Here is a 13946-nt window from a genome sequence, read left to right as displayed (position 1 = left end):
CCGGCACGGCGAGAGCACGCATCTGACGCCGCGGGGCCCGCCCTTGGGGCGGACGACGGGAATGTGACGACAGGGCCTAGAGACCGTTGCCCTGCGCGGCGCTCATCAGGGACTGCCAGTCCGGGAGTTTGACCACCCCGCGACCCAGTGATGCGCCCAGCTCCGCTTCCGCTCGCTCGATCGACTGCCAGCCCCTCCACTCGACGGGGGCGGCGCCCTCCGTGCGCAGGGCCGTGAGCGGGTCGTCGGGTACGGTCCTGGTCAGGAGGAGGGGCGCGTCCGCCAGGAGGGACATCGCCGTCTCCTTCGCGCAGGGGCGGTTCGTGCCGATGACGCCGGTCGGGCCCCGCTTGATCCAGCCGGCCACGTACTCGCCCGGCGTGACGACGCCCTCGCGCAGGACGCGCCCGGCCTGATTCGGCACCGTGCCGCTGTCCGCGTCGAACGGCAGCCCCTCCAGCGGCACCCCGCGATAGCCCACCGAGCGCAGGACCAGCCGGGCCTCGATGTCCTCGAACCGGCCCGTGCCCGTCACGCCGCCGTGCCCGTCCGGGACCGTCCGCTCGAACCGCACCGCGCCCACATGGCCCCGCTCGGCGAGCAGTTCGACCGGGCGGAGGAAGAAGCGCGGCCGGATCCGGCGCGGGGCGCCGCTCGGCGGTGTCTCGGACCAGCCGCGCAGCACCTCCACGTTGCGGCGCTGCGCGGCGGGCAGGGCGGACGGGTCGGTGTATCCGGGGTCCAGGGCCAGCTCGGCCGGGTCCACGGTGATGTCGGTCCCCGGCAGGGTGCCCAGCTCGCGCAGCTCCTTGGTGGTGAAGCGGGCCTGGGAGGGGCCCCGCCGGCCCACCATGTGGATCTCGGTCACCCGGCTCGCCGCCAGTGTCGTCAGGGCCGCCTGCGGCATGTCGGTCGGGCTGAGCTCGGCCAGGCCGCGCGCCAGCATCCGGGTGACGTCCACCGCGACGTTCCCCACGCCGATCACCACGGCCGACCGGGCGTCCCGCAGGAACCCGGCGTCCACGGCGTCCGGGTGGGCGCTGTACCAGGACACGAACTGCGTCGCCGACCAGCTGCCCGGCAGGTCCTCCCCGGGGATGCCCAGATGCCGGTCGGTGGCGGCGCCCACGCAGTACACCACCGCGTGGTAGAGCTCCCGCAGCCGGGCGACCGGCACTCCTGTGGGACCGGCCTGGACGCCTCCGAGGAAACGGATCCGGTCGTGCTCCAGGATCGTGCGCAGGTTGTCCTGGAGCGACTTGATCTTCTCGTGGTCCGGGGCCACGCCGTAGCGGACCAGGCCGTACGGGCACGGCAGCCGGTCCAGGACGTCGACGCGCACCTCGGGGTCCTGCTGGACGAGGCTCTGGGCGGTGTAGCACCCGCTCGGTCCGGAGCCCACGACGGCGACTCGCAGCACGGCGACTCCTTACCCGGGATCCCGGGGGATCTCACGAGAGCGCTGACGCCTCCAGCATCGCACCGGCGGGGCTCCGCTGACAGGGTGCTGTGCGCCACCCGGGGCGCGTGTCCGATCTATAGGGAATGTGATCATTCGGTTACGTTCTGTGTGTGCTGGAAGCATCCTTTCTTAATCTTTCTGATCGCTCTCCGGCGGACGGCGCGGTGTCCGTGCGGCCCGCGTGGGAGGTGCGGGAGAACGAGGACGCCACGCGGTGGTTCGACGTCCGGCTGGTCTTCACGGACGGCGCCCACGTCGACGCACTGGCCGTCGTGGCCGGAGGATGCGTCGGCGTGGAGGACGTGCGCGCGCAGCCCGCGCTGTCCCTCGACGACCTGGCGGTGCTCGCCGACTGGATCGAGGACTCGCTGGCCGAGGCGTGCGGCGCCGGTTCCGGGACAGCTCCCGAAGGCGGCGCAGGCCAGGGGCGGCGGGCCCGGCCGGCCTGGCCGCCCGGCGCGCGGGGGCGGTGGCTGGTGGCGCAGGAGTACCGCGCGGCCCAGCAGGAGGGTGCCGATCCGGTCCTCGCCGTGATGTGCGCGACCGGGCACAGCCGCCGCACCTCCCTCAGGCTGATCGGCCAGGCCCGGGACGCCGGGCTCCTGACACCGCGCCGCGCCCGGCGCTGACCGGGCCCGCAGCCGGGCGCGGTCCACAACTCCGCTAGAGCATGTCCCGCATCCGTGTGATCTCGCTCGTCTGCTGGGCGATCACCTCGTCGGCCATCTCCTCGATCCGGATGTTGTTGCCCTGCCCCTTCACGTCCGTGGCCATCGTGATCGCGCCCTGGTGATGGGTCGTCATCAGCGTCAGGAAGAGGTGGTCGAACGCCTTGCCGTCGGCCGCGCGGAGCTTCTTCAGCTGTGCCTCGGTCGCCATCCCGGGCATCGCGGTGTGCTCGTGCCGCTCCGCCTTCAGCGGCTTGCCGTACGACTTCAGCCAGCCCTTCATGGCCTCGATCTCCGGCTTCTGGGCGGCGGCGATCCGCGCGGCGATCCGTTTCACCTTCGCCGACTCGGCGCGTCGCGGCGCGAGTTCGGTCATCACGAGGGCCTGGGCATGGTGTTCGATCATCATGCGGGCGTAGGAGACGTCCGCCGAGTTGGGGGAGTCGTTCTCCGAGCGCCGGCCGGCCGCCTCCTCGGCGGACAGGGTGCGGTTCGGCTCGCCGGGTTCACCCGGCGCGATCACGGCCGGCCCGTCCGCCGCGGCGGGCTCGCGGTCCGGCCCCGAGTCGCAGCCGCCGGTCATGAGCGCGGCCAGGGCGACCAGCCCCGTCGCTGCGACGGACGTACGGGACGCACGGCGGAAGAGCACAACGACCTCCTGAGGCGGGCGGGTTGCTGGACATCTCGAGTGACTTCTTTAAGAGTTGTTGACGTCTGTTGGTGTGCGCATGGCGAGGACGATACTGCGTGGAGCGTGAACCGTTCCGCAGTGAACGGAACCAGGGAGGAAAACAGTGATCCTGTTGAACGACCGCAGAACACGTCGCAGACGCCTCGGAGCCTCAGCGATCGCCGGCGGACTGCTGGCCGCGCTCCTCGTGGCGGCGCCGGCAGGGGCCGTCCCCGACCCGGGGGACGTGCCGTCCACGCCGAAGGAGGTTTCCAAGAGCGCGCGGGCCGAGGCACGCGAGGCCATCGAGAGCGGAGAGATGCCCGGCCAGGACGAGATCGTCCACTCCGCCAACATCGAGCACGTCGCCAACGTCCCCAAGGACGTGCTGCGCGGCACCAACTCGGACCTGGCCTTCCAGGGCAGGTACGCCTTCGCCGGCAACTACGACGGCTTCCGCATCTTCGACATCAGCGACCCGAGGTCGCCGAAGACGGTCGCCCAGGTGCTGTGCCCGGGCTCGCAGAACGACGTCTCCGTCTCCGGCAACCTGCTGTTCCTGTCCACCGACTCCTCGCGCAGCGACAGCAGTTGCAACAGCACGACACAGCCGGCGACCGAGAAGTCCTCGTGGGAGGGCATGAAGGTCTTCGACATCAGCGACAAGCGGAACCCGAGGTACGTCGCCGCAGTCGAGACCGCCTGCGGCTCGCACACCCACACACTGGTGCCGCAGCGGCAAAACGTCTACGTGTACGTCTCGTCGTACTCGCCGAACGCCGCCTACCCCGACTGCCAGCCGCCGCACGACGGCATCTCCGTCATCAAGGTGCCGCGCAACGCCCCCGAGAAGGCGGCGGTCGTGGGCTTCCCCGTGCTGTTCCCCGGTGAGGGGCCGGACGGCGGCGGCAACCCGGGCGGACCCACCAACCCGGGCGTGTCCAAGACCACCGGCTGCCACGACATCACGGTGCTGCCGTCGAAGGACCTGGCCGCGGGCGCCTGCATGGGGGACGGCATCCTGTTCTCCGTCAAGGACCCGGAGCACCCCAAGGTCATCGACCGGGTGCAGGACAACGTCAACTTCGCGTTCTGGCACTCGGCGACCTTCAACCAGAAGGCGAACAAGGTCGTGTTCACCGACGAGCTCGGCGGCGGTACCGGGGCCACCTGCAATGAGGCGACCGGCCCGAACCGCGGCGCCGACGGCATCTACGACATCGTCGGCAAGGGCGAGAAGCGCAAGCTCGTCTTCCGCAGCTACTTCAAGATCCCCCGTCATCAGGCGGACACCGAGAACTGCGTCGCCCACAACGGCTCGCTGATCCCGGTGAAGGGCAAGGACCTCATGGTCCAGGCCTGGTACCAGGGCGGTGTCTCCGTCTGGGAGTTCACCGACTCGTCGAAGCCCCGGGAGATCGCCTACTTCGAACGCGGCACGGTGAGCACCGACCAGCTGATCGTGGGCGGCTCGTGGTCGGCGTACTACTACAACGGCCACATCTACTCGAACGACATCACCAAGGGTCTCGACGTCCTGAAGATCAAGGACCGGCGCACGGACCCGGCACGGTGGGTCCACCTGCGTGAGCTCAACGTGCAGACGCAGCCGGACTACTTCGGCTGACCCCGCGGGCCGCACTCCGGTGCGTCCCCGGTGGCGAAGAACCGCGACAGGTCCCTGTCGCCCCTCCCGCCGGAGTCTTCGGCCTCCGGCGGGAGGCCCAGCTCCCAGTCGAGCCGGTAGCGCTTGAACAACTCGGCCCGCAGCACCGGGGCCGGCATCGGCACCCCCGGCACCAGTGCGGCGTACACGGCACCCATCAGCAGGGCCCGCAGCGTCGGGTAGTCGCTGTCGACGTCCCGCGACCCGTGCCGGGCGACGGTGTCCCGCAGGAGTTCCGCCAGGCGCCGCTGTTCCGGGCAGGGCACGAAGCCCTCGGCCTGCAACAGCCCGGCCATGTGCTGGCGCATCAGCACGGGCCGGTCCCTGGCCAGCCCCAGGATCGCGTCGATGGCCCGCGCCATCCGCTCCCGGCCGTCCTCGGTGCGCGGCTCGCGCTCCAGCGCCTCTTCCAGCGTGCGGTGCATGAGCCGGTGCACGGCGGACTGCACGAGCTGACGCTTGCCCGGGAAGTAGTACGAGACCAGACCGCGGGCCGAGCCCGCCCGGTCGGCGATGTCGCCCAGCGTCGTGGCTTCGAAGCCGTGCTCGTCGACCAGCTCGACCGCCGCCTGCAGAAGCCGCTCCTTCGAACGCCTCCGCAACTCTTCATTGACCGAGGCGCTGCGCGGGGACATGCTGTAACTCCTGCGTTGACTGGCTGCCAGCCAACTATACTCGGAGTCGTCCGGCCAGGACCCCGCGGTCCCGGCCGGAGATGCCGCCTGCCTCGGGCGACACGGGGGATCGTCCGAGGCGGGTGAGCAGGTGACCCGGGGACCCGGTGGTGACCTCAGCCCACCAGGTCCAGGACCGGCCGCAGCCCGTCCGGCCGGTCGGCCACCGGCAGGTGGTCCACGAAGTGCACCCCGCAGCCCAGGGCGCTGGCCCCGCCGTCCGCCCTGCGGTCGTCGCCGACCATGAGCGTCCGGCGCGGATCGGCGCCGAGCGCCTCGCAGGCCGTGGCGAACAGCCGCGGGTCGGGCTTCTGGACGCCGTGCTCGTACGACAGGACGTACACGTCGACGTAGCGGTCCAGGCCGTGCTCGCGGAACACCGGGCGCAGGTCCCAGCCGATGTTGCTGACCACCCCGACGGGGATACCCCGCTCCCGCAGCGTGCCCAGCACCTCGACGGCGTCCGGGTACGGCGTCCACGCCGCCGGTGTCATATGGCGGTCGTACAGCGCGTCGTGCAACGCCGGGTCGGGCAGTGCGACCTGGCGGGAGAGGCCGGTGTAGGCGGCCCGGTGCAGCGCGGCGCTCTGGTCCCGGACCGGCCAGGCGTCGGCGAGTTCCGCCGGCACGCGGGCGGGATCGCCACCGCCGGGCAGCGCCCCCACTGCCTCCAGCGCACGCGCGGCGGCGGTCAACTCGGCCTCGGTTAAAGGGACTTGGGCGTCGGCCACGACACTGCGCAGCCAGGAGTCGGTGGACTCGACACGGAACAGCGTTCCGGAGAAGTCGAACAGCACAGCCGTCATGGGGCGATCCTACGAGCGGCGGTGTCCGGACGGGTGCCCGGCTGCCGGTGCTCGTACGCCCACACCGCCAGGGCCACCACCAGCGCGCCCAGCAGCCAGCCGCCCACCACGTCCGTCGGCCAGTGGACGCCCAGCCAGACCCGGGTCAGCCCCACACCGACCACGGACACGGCGGCCACGGCCACGGCCGTACGCCACACGGCACGGCCGACCCCGTACCGGTGCAGGAGCCACAGCAGAAGCCCGCACACCACCGTGGCGGTCATGGCGTGGCCCGACGGGAAGGCCGAGTAGTGGGCCGAGTCGACGGGGTCGGGCCAGACCGGGCGGGGGCGGTCCACCAGGGCCTTGAGCGCCTGCTGGAACAGGCTGCCCAGTGTGACGGCCAGCGCGAGCCACACCGCCGTCCAGCGCGCCGCGAGGCGCACCACCAGCCACACGACCACGGCCGCGCACAGCGCGCGCATGGTCCACGGGTCCCACACCCAGTCCGTGAGGATGCGGCAGGCCTGGGTGATGCCGGACTCCTCCACCGCCCAGCGGTGGGTGGTGGCGGAGATGTCACCGTCCGCGCTGATCAGCGGGCTCCATCTGGCCGCGACGAGGGTCAGCAGCAGAGCGGAGCCCAGGGCCAGGGCGACGGCCGACCGGGCGGCGGTGCCGTGCTGCGGGCGGGGCGGGGAGTCGACGGACCGGGTGTGCATGATGCGATCCTCGCCGAACCGGGGCCTCCGGATCCAGTACGGTGCCGATCTTCCGCACCCGGACCGCACGCTTCGGCCACCCGGAGGCCACCCACGGGCCATCCGCAGCGTCCGAAACCGGCACGGAAGCCGCAGACGCCCCGGAGTGCGCACCGGGCTACCCCAGCGCCCGCAGCCCCGGTACGAACGCCACCAGCACCGGCACCACGGGCACCAGTGCGGCCGCCGCCGTCAGTCGCAGCCGGCGTGCCGGGGGCAGCCGGTCCGGGGGAGTGAGCAGCCGGTGCACCCGCGCCGGGACATGGGCCTGCGGCGTCGGGCAGGGGCCGAACACGCCGCGGTGCTCGTTGAGTTCGACCAGGGCCAGGGCCGTGGTCAGGCGGCCGAAACGACGGGAGGCCGTGTCGTCGGCGGCGAGTTCGACCAGGCGGTGCATCTCGTCGCGGAACGCCGCGAACACCGGCACCTGCGGAAAGCCGCCCGCCAGTGCCGAGGAGCAGTTCAGCAGCCAGTCGTGCCGGGCCCGCGCGTGCCCCTGCTCATGGGCGAGCACGGCGTCCAGCCGCCGGCCTTTCAGCCGCCGCAACGCGGCCGTGGTGACGACCAGTTGCGGCGGAGCGCCGGGCTGCCACCAGGCGTCGGGCCGCTCGCTCTCCAGGACGACGAGCCGGCCCGACACGGCCACCTCGCCCGGCAGCAGCGGCGCCCTGACCAGCAGATCGGCACGCCGACGGCGCCGCCGGGCGCGTGCCCCGCCGATCTCGCGGACCAGCATCGCCGCGCTCCACAGCCCGCCCCCGGCCAGGGCCACGGCGGTGGCCGCCGCCCAGGGGCCCGCCGTACCGAGGGCGTAGGCCTCGACGACCGGGCCCGGCGCCGTCGCGAAGACGGGCCCGCCGACCGCGTGCCAGGCGGCTGCCGCGCTGAGCGTCATCGACAGCGCACAGCACACGAGCAGGGCCGCCACCACGCACTGCCACACCCACAGCGCCACGACCGGCTCACGATCGGGCCAGTCCGCCCGGGCGAGCAACCGGGGGGCGGCCACGGCGATCAGGGCGCCGAGCAGCAACAGTGCCGCGGGGAGCATCATGAGGCGCAGCCTATGAGCGATGCGCCGCTCAGGGGTACGGCTTGTGGCGCCGAAGTGACGCAGGCAACGGTTCCGTACGGCCTGCGGGGACGGTCCTGTTCACAGCGTCAGCAGCATCGCCACCATCGCGATCCCCATGGAGAGCCGGCAGGCGCGCGTCAGCTCCGGCCGGTCGCCCCACCCGGAGGACCCGCCGCCCACCGCGCCGCCCGCCAGGGCGGCAACCGGCACCAGCCGGACGCCCGTCAGCAGCACGTATCCGGCGAAGTAGAGCAGCAGCGCGCCCGTCAGGAGCGGGATCCCCGATCCCCCCTGCCCGTGCACGTGTGCGGGAGTGCCCGCCATGACGACGGACATGTAGACCATGGCCCCGGCCCCCACCAGGTGGTGGAGGTGGTGCGCGGCGGCCCGCGCCGCCCACAGCGCGGGCACCGCGGCCGCCCCGGACACCACCGCGTAGACGGGCCAGGCCCACGGCGGCGGAGTGAACGCCGCCGCCGGCACGGCCATCGCCGCCATTCCGAAACCCATCAGCGCCTCACCGCCCGCGGTGCCGCGCTGCTCCCCGGCGCCGCCGCGCATCCGCACCAGGCAGTAGGCGCCGGTCACCGCGCACAGCGCCACCAGCAGCCAGCCGGACGTAGCCGGTCCGTGCACGCCCACCCTCCCCGCTCGACGGTCAGCTCGGCAGTCGGTCCATCGATGCCCGGGCCGTGCGGCGCGCACGCGAGCGCAAGGGTGTACACGGGGGGCATTCGACGGAGCACAGCAGGTGAGGGGATGTGTTTTACAGATAAAACACCTGTTAACCTTACCTCTTGTGAGCAGTACGACCCCCGCCCCCGTCTCCCCGCCCGCCCGGCGTCTCCCGCTGGCGGGCGTGCTGCGCGTCGGCCGTCCCTCGGACATCTGGTTCAAGCCCGCGCTGAGCGTGGTCGCGGCGATCGCCCCGCCCAGCCTCACCCTGCTGGCGCTCGGCCGGCTCGACCTGGCGATGTACACGATGGCCGGATCCCTGTGCGCGCTGTACGCCCACAACCGGCCCTACGCCGCCCGCGCCCGGGCCTTGGTGTGGGTGGTGCTCGGCATGCTCGGCGGGCTCGCCGTCGCCCTGGTCGCGGCCTCGCTCACCGGCAGCGCCGTGGTGCTGGTCACCGTCGGCGCACTCCTGGCCGCCGCGCAGAAGGTGCTGTGCGACGCGACCAGGGTCGGACCGCCCGGCCATGTCGTCCTCACGTTCGTCAGCTCCGCCTCGCTCTTCGCGCCGCAGACCCTCGCCCAGGTCCCCGGCCATCTGGCCCTGGCCGCCGCGACGGGCGTCTGGGCCTGGCTGGTCTGCATGGCGCCCGCGCTGGTCCGCCCGCACGGCCCGGAGCGCCGCGCCACCGCCGCCGCGCTGAAGGCCGCCGCCGCGTTCGCCGCCACGTACGCCGACACGGGCGGCACCGGCGGGGCGGTCGAGGGCCGGGCCCGGGCCCGCGCCGCGGGCTACGCCATTGTCCAGGCCGCCTGGCAGTCGCTGCTGTCCACCGGAGCCCGGTCCCGGACCCGGCGCGCGCTCGAACGGCTCGTCGTCCGTGCCGAGGTGGCCCTCGCCGCGCCGACGGAGGCGGACGCCGGCCGCCTGCGGGCCTGGGCGGACGCACTGCGCGGCACCGGACCCGTCCCGCAGGCCGGGCTGCCGCGCGCGGCCGCCGACGAACTGCTCGGTGTGGACACGGCCCGCGGCCCCTGGGCGCGGCTCGGCCCGCTGACCCCGCTCGCGGCCCGCACCGCGCTCGGCTGCGCGCTCGCCGGCTACGCCTCCCTCGCCCTCGGCGTCGGCCGCCCCTACTGGGCCCTGGTCACCGCCGCCTCGCTCTACCAGGCGAACATCGCCCTGACCTGGAACCGGGCCGTCCAGCGCGTGGTGGGCAACGTCGTCGGAGTGCTCGTCTTCGCGGCCGTCGTACCGCTCGCGCACCTGGGCCGGGCGGCCCTCGTGGTGTGCTGCCTCGCCTTCAGCTTCGGTGCCGAGCTGCTGATCAGCCGCAACTACTGGCTCGGCAGCGTCTGCGTGACCCCCATGGCGCTACTCGTCACCGAGTTCGCCGGGTACCAGAAGCCGGGCGAGCTGATGACGGAGCGGCTCGTGGACACGGTCGTCGGCGCGCTGGTCGGCTTCGCCGCCGCCGTGGCCGTCACCAACCGTCGAGCGGGCGACCGGGCGGAACGCGCCCTGACCGGCGCCGACCGGGCCCGCGAGCGCGCCGCCCGCCTCCTGGCCGAGCCGTACGCCGACGCCGCCGCGCTGGAGGCCGCCCGCCGCGCACTCGCCGTCGCCCTGGCCGATCTTCGCGCCACCGCCGACGCGGCGGCCGGCGAATGGTGGCAGCGCGCCCTGCCCCAGGAGCGGGTCGTGCTCGCCGAGCAGTCAGGACACCGTACGCTCGCCGCGACGGCACGACGCCAGGGGCTGCTCCCGGACCGGGGCACGGACACGAAGACGGAGGACGCACGGCCATGACGGCGACGGAGGGACCATCGTCCGACGGGGGCGGGCCGGTGGAGAACAGGCGGGCGGTCGGCGGGGCCCAGGCGGCGGGGGAGGACCTGTCGGGACGAGGCCGGGCGGCCGGAGGGGATCCGGCCCGTGAGGCCCGCGCGGCTCTGGCCGATGACGCCCCTGAAGCCGGAGCGGGCCTGGCCGGTGAGCCGGTTGCAGTCGGTGCGGACCCCGTCGGGCAGCGGCAGGGCGATACCGTCGCCGCTGTCGTCCGGCAGTGGCAGGCCGTCCACCCCGGGCTCGACACCGGGCCGATGGAGATCATCGGGCGGATCAACCGGTGCGCCGCCCTCCTCCAGCAGGCCGAGGACGCGCCGCTGCGCAGGGCGGGGCTCAGCCGTCCCGAGTTCGATCTGCTCGGCGCGCTGCGCCGCACCGGGCACGAGCTGACGCCCGGGGAGCTGGCCCGGGAGACCTTCTCCTCGGGCGCCGCCGTCACCAAGCGCCTCAAGCAGCTGACCGGACGCGGCCTGGTCGAACGCCGCGGCGACGCCCGCGACCGCCGTGTCGCCCATCTCCGCCTCACCGACGCCGGACGTGAACTCGTCGACGGCATCCTGCCCGCCCAGCTCGCCTACGAGACGGCCGCCCTGTCCGGTCTTGGCGCCCCCGAGCAGGGCGAACTGGCCTCCCTGCTCGGAGAGTTGCTCGCCCAGCTGGAAGGCCGCCTGGGCGCGCTGCGGAGCTGAGGCGTCCACCAGCCGCCCCGCCGTGCTGTCAGAGCACGTCGTGTGCCGTGCGCCGGTGTGTGGAGCGGCGGTCCTCGATGGACTGCCAGCGGTCGCCGTAGATGTTCCGGGTGATGTCGGGATCGCGGACGAAGTCGTGCGGGAAGCCCAGCGGCACCGCGCTCACCTCGTCGAGGCGGGCGAGGGCGTCCGCGTCGAGGCGGACGTCGACGCCGGCGAGATTGTCGGCGAGCTGGCTCTCCTTGGTCGCCGCGATGATCGGGACCACGTTGCCCGGCCGGGCCAGCAGCCAGGCCAGCGCCACCTGGGCCGGACTCCAGCCGCCCTGCTCGGCGACCTCCAGGACGGCACTGATCACCGCCTCCTCGCGCGGGTCGACCTCACCGCCCGTGGTGCCCAGCCGCCCCGTCTCGCCCCTGCGGTACTTGCCGGTGAGCTTCCCGGCCGCGAGCGGCGCCCAGGCCAGCACGGCCAGGTCGAACGCCCGGGCCTGGGGCAGCAGTTCGCGCTCCGGGGTCCGCTCCAGCAGGCTGTAGCGCAGTTGCGAACCGGCGAACGCGGTCCAGCCCCGCAGCTCCGCCATCGTGTTGGCCTGCGCGATCTCCCAGGCCGGCCAGTCCGAGACACCGACGTACAGCACCTTGCCCGCGCGGACGAGGTCGTCCAGCGCCCGCATGACCTCCTCGACGGGCGTGAAGTTGTCCCGGGCGTGCACCCACAGCACGTCCAGCCGGTCCGTGCGCAGCCGCTGAAGGCTCGCCTCCACCGACTGGAGAAGGTTCTTGCGGTGGTTGCCCGCGGCGTTGACGTCGCCCTCGCGGATCCCGCAGGTGTACTTGCTGGCCAGTACGAACGTGTCGCGCCGCCCCTGGAGCAGCTCGCCCAGGATCCGCTCCGAGCTGCCGTCGGTGTAGTTGTTGGCGGTGTCGATGAAGTTGCCGCCCGCCTCCGCGTAGGCGTCGACGATCCGGGCACTGGCCTCCTTGCCGGCGCCCCAGCCCCAGTCGTCGCCGATGGTCATCGCGCCGAGGCTCAGCTCGCTCACGCGCAGACCGGTCTTGCCGAACAGTGTGTAACGCACGGTCTTCCCTCCGGGCAGGTCGTCCGCTCGACGCTATGAGCTGGAGCGCACTCCAGCGCAAACCACGGCCCCGGCGTCACACACGCTTTTCAGCCCTCGTCGCCCGACCGGTACACGCCGAACATCGCCCCCTGCGGGTCCCGCAGCACCGCGATGCGCCGACCGCCGGGCAGGGAGGTGGGAACCATCAGGACGTCGCCGAGCTCCTGGACGACGGCGGTCGTGGCGTCCACGTCCGCCACGGCGAAGTACGGCAGCCAGTGCGCCGGAACCTCGGGCGGGAACTTGTCGTCCATCGTCACCATGCCGCCGAAGTCCGCCGCGTCGACGCCCCACTGCGTGTACCGCTCCGAAGCCTTGATGGTCCACCCGAACATCCGGCTGTAGAAGGCCACGGCCCGTTCGGGATCCCTGGTGTACAGCTCGGCCCAGCCCAGCGCACCGGGAGCGTTGAACAGCCCGGCGCCCGGGAAGGTCCCCGCCTGCCACAGCTGGAACACGGCACCGGCCGGGTCGGCGGCCACCGCGAACCGGCCCGCGTCGAACACGTCCGTCGGGCCGAACAGCGCCGCCCCGCCCGCCTTCGTCACCTCACGGACGGCGGCGTCCGCGTCGGCCACGGCGAACGCGATGTTCCACGCGACCGGCTGCGACGGCTGGTACAGCGGGGCGAGCGCCGCGACGGCCGCGTCCCCGAGGTGTGCGACGGTGTAGCCGCCCGCCTCCTGGCGCGGGTCCGTCTCCGGCCGCCAGCCGAACAGCCTCGTGTAGAACCGCTGGGCCGCCTCCAGGTCGGTGGTCCCCAGCTCGGTCCAGCAGGGCCCGCCGGTCACCGGTGCGTCGAGCTTCATGGCGTTCCTTCCGCGGTCAGTCCCCGGGCATGAGCCTCCCCAGCACGCTAAGCCGCGGCCCCGTCCCCCTGCCATCCGGGGAAACCCACTGGTGTGCCGCACCGGCCCCGGCCGTGACACCCGGCCGCGGCTCGGGTTCCGGCAGGTCGGCCACCCGGGCGATCAGGATGACCTCGGTGTCCCCGGCGTGCCGGAAGCCCGCGCGTTCGCAGACGGCCCGGATGTGCGGCCAGTTGCGGGGCAGGCCGTAGACGAGGGAGGCGGGCAGCGCGCTGTCGGCGTAGAACGCCTGGGCGTTCCAGCGGGCGAACTGTGCCAGGCTGAGGACGGTGTTCACGGAGCCGCGCCGACACCCGCATCCTCACGCCACGCCCGCGCCGCCGGCCTGGCCGATATCGGCAACCTGCGCATCGATCCGGCGCAGCACGGCACCGGACCGGAGCACTGGCTGCTCGCCCAGGCCGCCGACTGGCTCCGCCTGTGCGGCGTGGACCGGCTCGTCGCCTGCGAATCCGCCGCCGACCGCACCATGCTCGGGCACCTGACGGGCGCGGGCTTTCGCGAACCGACCCGTACCGACCGGGGCTGGGAGCACCGGCCCGGGTGACCTCAGATGCCGGGCCGGTAGCGCATGGGGTGGTCCGCCGGGACCTCGACCAGCACGATCGGTGTCCCGTCCGGATCCGCGATCCACATCTCGACCAGTCCCCAGGGCTCCTTCACCGGCGGCCGGACGATCTCCACGCCCTTCGCCCGCAGCTCGTCGTGCGCCGCCGCCGCGTCGGCGACCTGGAGCCACAGCCGCGTGGCCGGCGGCGGCGGGGTCTCGGACCGGCCGGAGACCTCCAGGAAGCCTCCGCCGAGGAAGTAGACCGTCCCGCGCTCCGGGCCCGTACCGAACTCCCGGTACACGGCGAGCCCGAGCCGGTCACCGTAGAAGGCACGGGACCGCTCGGGGTCGGTGGGACGGAGCAGGATCCGGCTGCTGAGTACATGCACCATGCACCGGAGCCTAGTGGTGGCGTTACTCTCATCCC

16 protein-coding genes are annotated in these 13946 nt (G+C 73.2%); 4 read left to right on the top strand and 12 right to left on the bottom strand.

The window, feature by feature from the left end; genetic code table 11:
• Window positions 1–76: 76 nt before the first annotated feature.
• Entirely contained in the window at window positions 77–1420 is a 1344-nt protein-coding gene (locus ACFZDA_RS18015) for an FAD-dependent oxidoreductase (RefSeq protein ID WP_391081944.1), read from the bottom strand.
• 206 nt (window positions 1421–1626) lie between these two features.
• Between ACFZDA_RS18015 and ACFZDA_RS18010 the strand changes: the two genes are divergently transcribed.
• Window positions 1627–2091 carry a DUF6214 family protein gene (locus tag ACFZDA_RS18010; RefSeq protein ID WP_391081941.1) on the top strand — a complete coding sequence of 155 codons (465 nt, stop codon included), beginning with the start codon at window positions 1627–1629 and terminating at the stop codon, window positions 2089–2091.
• Between the two features lie 34 nt (window positions 2092–2125).
• On the opposite strand, the gene ACFZDA_RS18005 is transcribed toward ACFZDA_RS18010, so the two are convergent.
• Entirely contained in the window at window positions 2126–2779 is a 654-nt protein-coding gene (locus ACFZDA_RS18005) for a DUF305 domain-containing protein (RefSeq protein WP_391081938.1), read from the bottom strand.
• Window positions 2780–2924: 145 nt separating this feature from the next.
• Here ACFZDA_RS18005 and ACFZDA_RS18000 point away from each other — a divergent pair, with 145 nt between their 5' ends.
• The gene (locus ACFZDA_RS18000; protein WP_391081936.1) at window positions 2925–4427 is read left to right on the top strand and encodes an LVIVD repeat-containing protein; all 1503 of its coding nucleotides are present in this window, start codon (window positions 2925–2927) and stop codon (window positions 4425–4427) included.
• Here ACFZDA_RS18000 and ACFZDA_RS17995 read toward each other — a convergent pair.
• The 5 genes from ACFZDA_RS17995 to ACFZDA_RS17975 all read right to left on the bottom strand — a co-directional run bounded on the left by ACFZDA_RS17995 (window position 4415) and on the right by ACFZDA_RS17975 (window position 8400).
• Window positions 4415–5101: a TetR family transcriptional regulator gene (locus ACFZDA_RS17995; RefSeq protein ID WP_391081933.1), complete on the bottom strand. Its 687-nt coding sequence runs from the start codon at window positions 5099–5101 to the stop codon at window positions 4415–4417. The two genes, ACFZDA_RS18000 and ACFZDA_RS17995, sit on opposite strands and share 13 nt — an antisense overlap.
• Before the next feature lie 155 nt (window positions 5102–5256).
• The gene (locus tag ACFZDA_RS17990; RefSeq protein WP_391081930.1) at window positions 5257–5946 is read right to left on the bottom strand and encodes an HAD-IA family hydrolase; all 690 of its coding nucleotides are present in this window, start codon (window positions 5944–5946) and stop codon (window positions 5257–5259) included.
• Complete coding sequence (locus ACFZDA_RS17985; protein ID WP_391081927.1) at window positions 5943–6650, bottom strand: phosphatase PAP2 family protein; 708 nt, start codon at window positions 6648–6650, stop codon at window positions 5943–5945. The genes ACFZDA_RS17990 and ACFZDA_RS17985 overlap by 4 nt, the downstream gene beginning before the upstream one ends.
• A gap of 157 nt (window positions 6651–6807) precedes the next feature.
• Window positions 6808–7743 carry a M48 family metalloprotease gene (locus ACFZDA_RS17980; protein ID WP_391081924.1) on the bottom strand — a complete coding sequence of 312 codons (936 nt, stop codon included), beginning with the start codon at window positions 7741–7743 and terminating at the stop codon, window positions 6808–6810.
• Between the two features lie 99 nt (window positions 7744–7842).
• The gene (locus tag ACFZDA_RS17975) at window positions 7843–8400 is read right to left on the bottom strand and encodes a DUF5134 domain-containing protein (protein WP_391081921.1); all 558 of its coding nucleotides are present in this window, start codon (window positions 8398–8400) and stop codon (window positions 7843–7845) included.
• A 163-nt stretch (window positions 8401–8563) separates the two neighbouring features.
• Here ACFZDA_RS17975 and ACFZDA_RS17970 point away from each other — a divergent pair, with 163 nt between their 5' ends.
• A complete protein-coding gene (locus ACFZDA_RS17970; RefSeq protein WP_391081917.1) occupies window positions 8564–10249 on the top strand; it encodes an FUSC family protein in 1686 nt (561 codons plus the stop codon).
• 176 nt (window positions 10250–10425) lie between these two features.
• On the top strand, window positions 10426–10977 hold the full coding sequence (locus ACFZDA_RS17965) for a MarR family transcriptional regulator (protein WP_391083226.1): 552 nt from the start codon (window positions 10426–10428) through the stop codon (window positions 10975–10977).
• A 28-nt stretch (window positions 10978–11005) separates the two neighbouring features.
• On the opposite strand, the gene ACFZDA_RS17960 is transcribed toward ACFZDA_RS17965, so the two are convergent.
• The 5 genes from ACFZDA_RS17960 to ACFZDA_RS17940 all read right to left on the bottom strand — a co-directional run bounded on the left by ACFZDA_RS17960 (window position 11006) and on the right by ACFZDA_RS17940 (window position 13911).
• The gene (locus ACFZDA_RS17960; RefSeq protein WP_391081914.1) at window positions 11006–12058 is read right to left on the bottom strand and encodes an aldo/keto reductase; all 1053 of its coding nucleotides are present in this window, start codon (window positions 12056–12058) and stop codon (window positions 11006–11008) included.
• Between the two features lie 89 nt (window positions 12059–12147).
• The gene (locus tag ACFZDA_RS17955; protein WP_391081911.1) at window positions 12148–12909 is read right to left on the bottom strand and encodes a VOC family protein; all 762 of its coding nucleotides are present in this window, start codon (window positions 12907–12909) and stop codon (window positions 12148–12150) included.
• A 16-nt stretch (window positions 12910–12925) separates the two neighbouring features.
• Window positions 12926–13246, bottom strand: coding sequence for a hypothetical protein (locus ACFZDA_RS17950; protein ID WP_391081908.1), 321 nt, complete (start codon window positions 13244–13246; stop codon window positions 12926–12928).
• Between the two features lie 24 nt (window positions 13247–13270).
• Window positions 13271–13450 (bottom strand): hypothetical protein, encoded by a 180-nt coding sequence (locus tag ACFZDA_RS17945; RefSeq protein ID WP_391081905.1) that lies wholly within the window; start codon window positions 13448–13450, stop codon window positions 13271–13273.
• 68 nt (window positions 13451–13518) lie between these two features.
• Complete coding sequence (locus ACFZDA_RS17940) at window positions 13519–13911, bottom strand: VOC family protein (RefSeq protein WP_391081903.1); 393 nt, start codon at window positions 13909–13911, stop codon at window positions 13519–13521.
• Window positions 13912–13946: the final 35 nt, after the last annotated feature.

The sequence above is a fragment of the Streptomyces sp. NPDC007991 genome, assembly GCF_042958445.1.
Lineage (GTDB): Bacteria > Actinomycetota > Actinomycetes > Streptomycetales > Streptomycetaceae > Streptomyces.
Note: the sequence above shows the minus strand (reverse complement) of the source record. Positions and strands in the feature narration are given on the sequence as shown.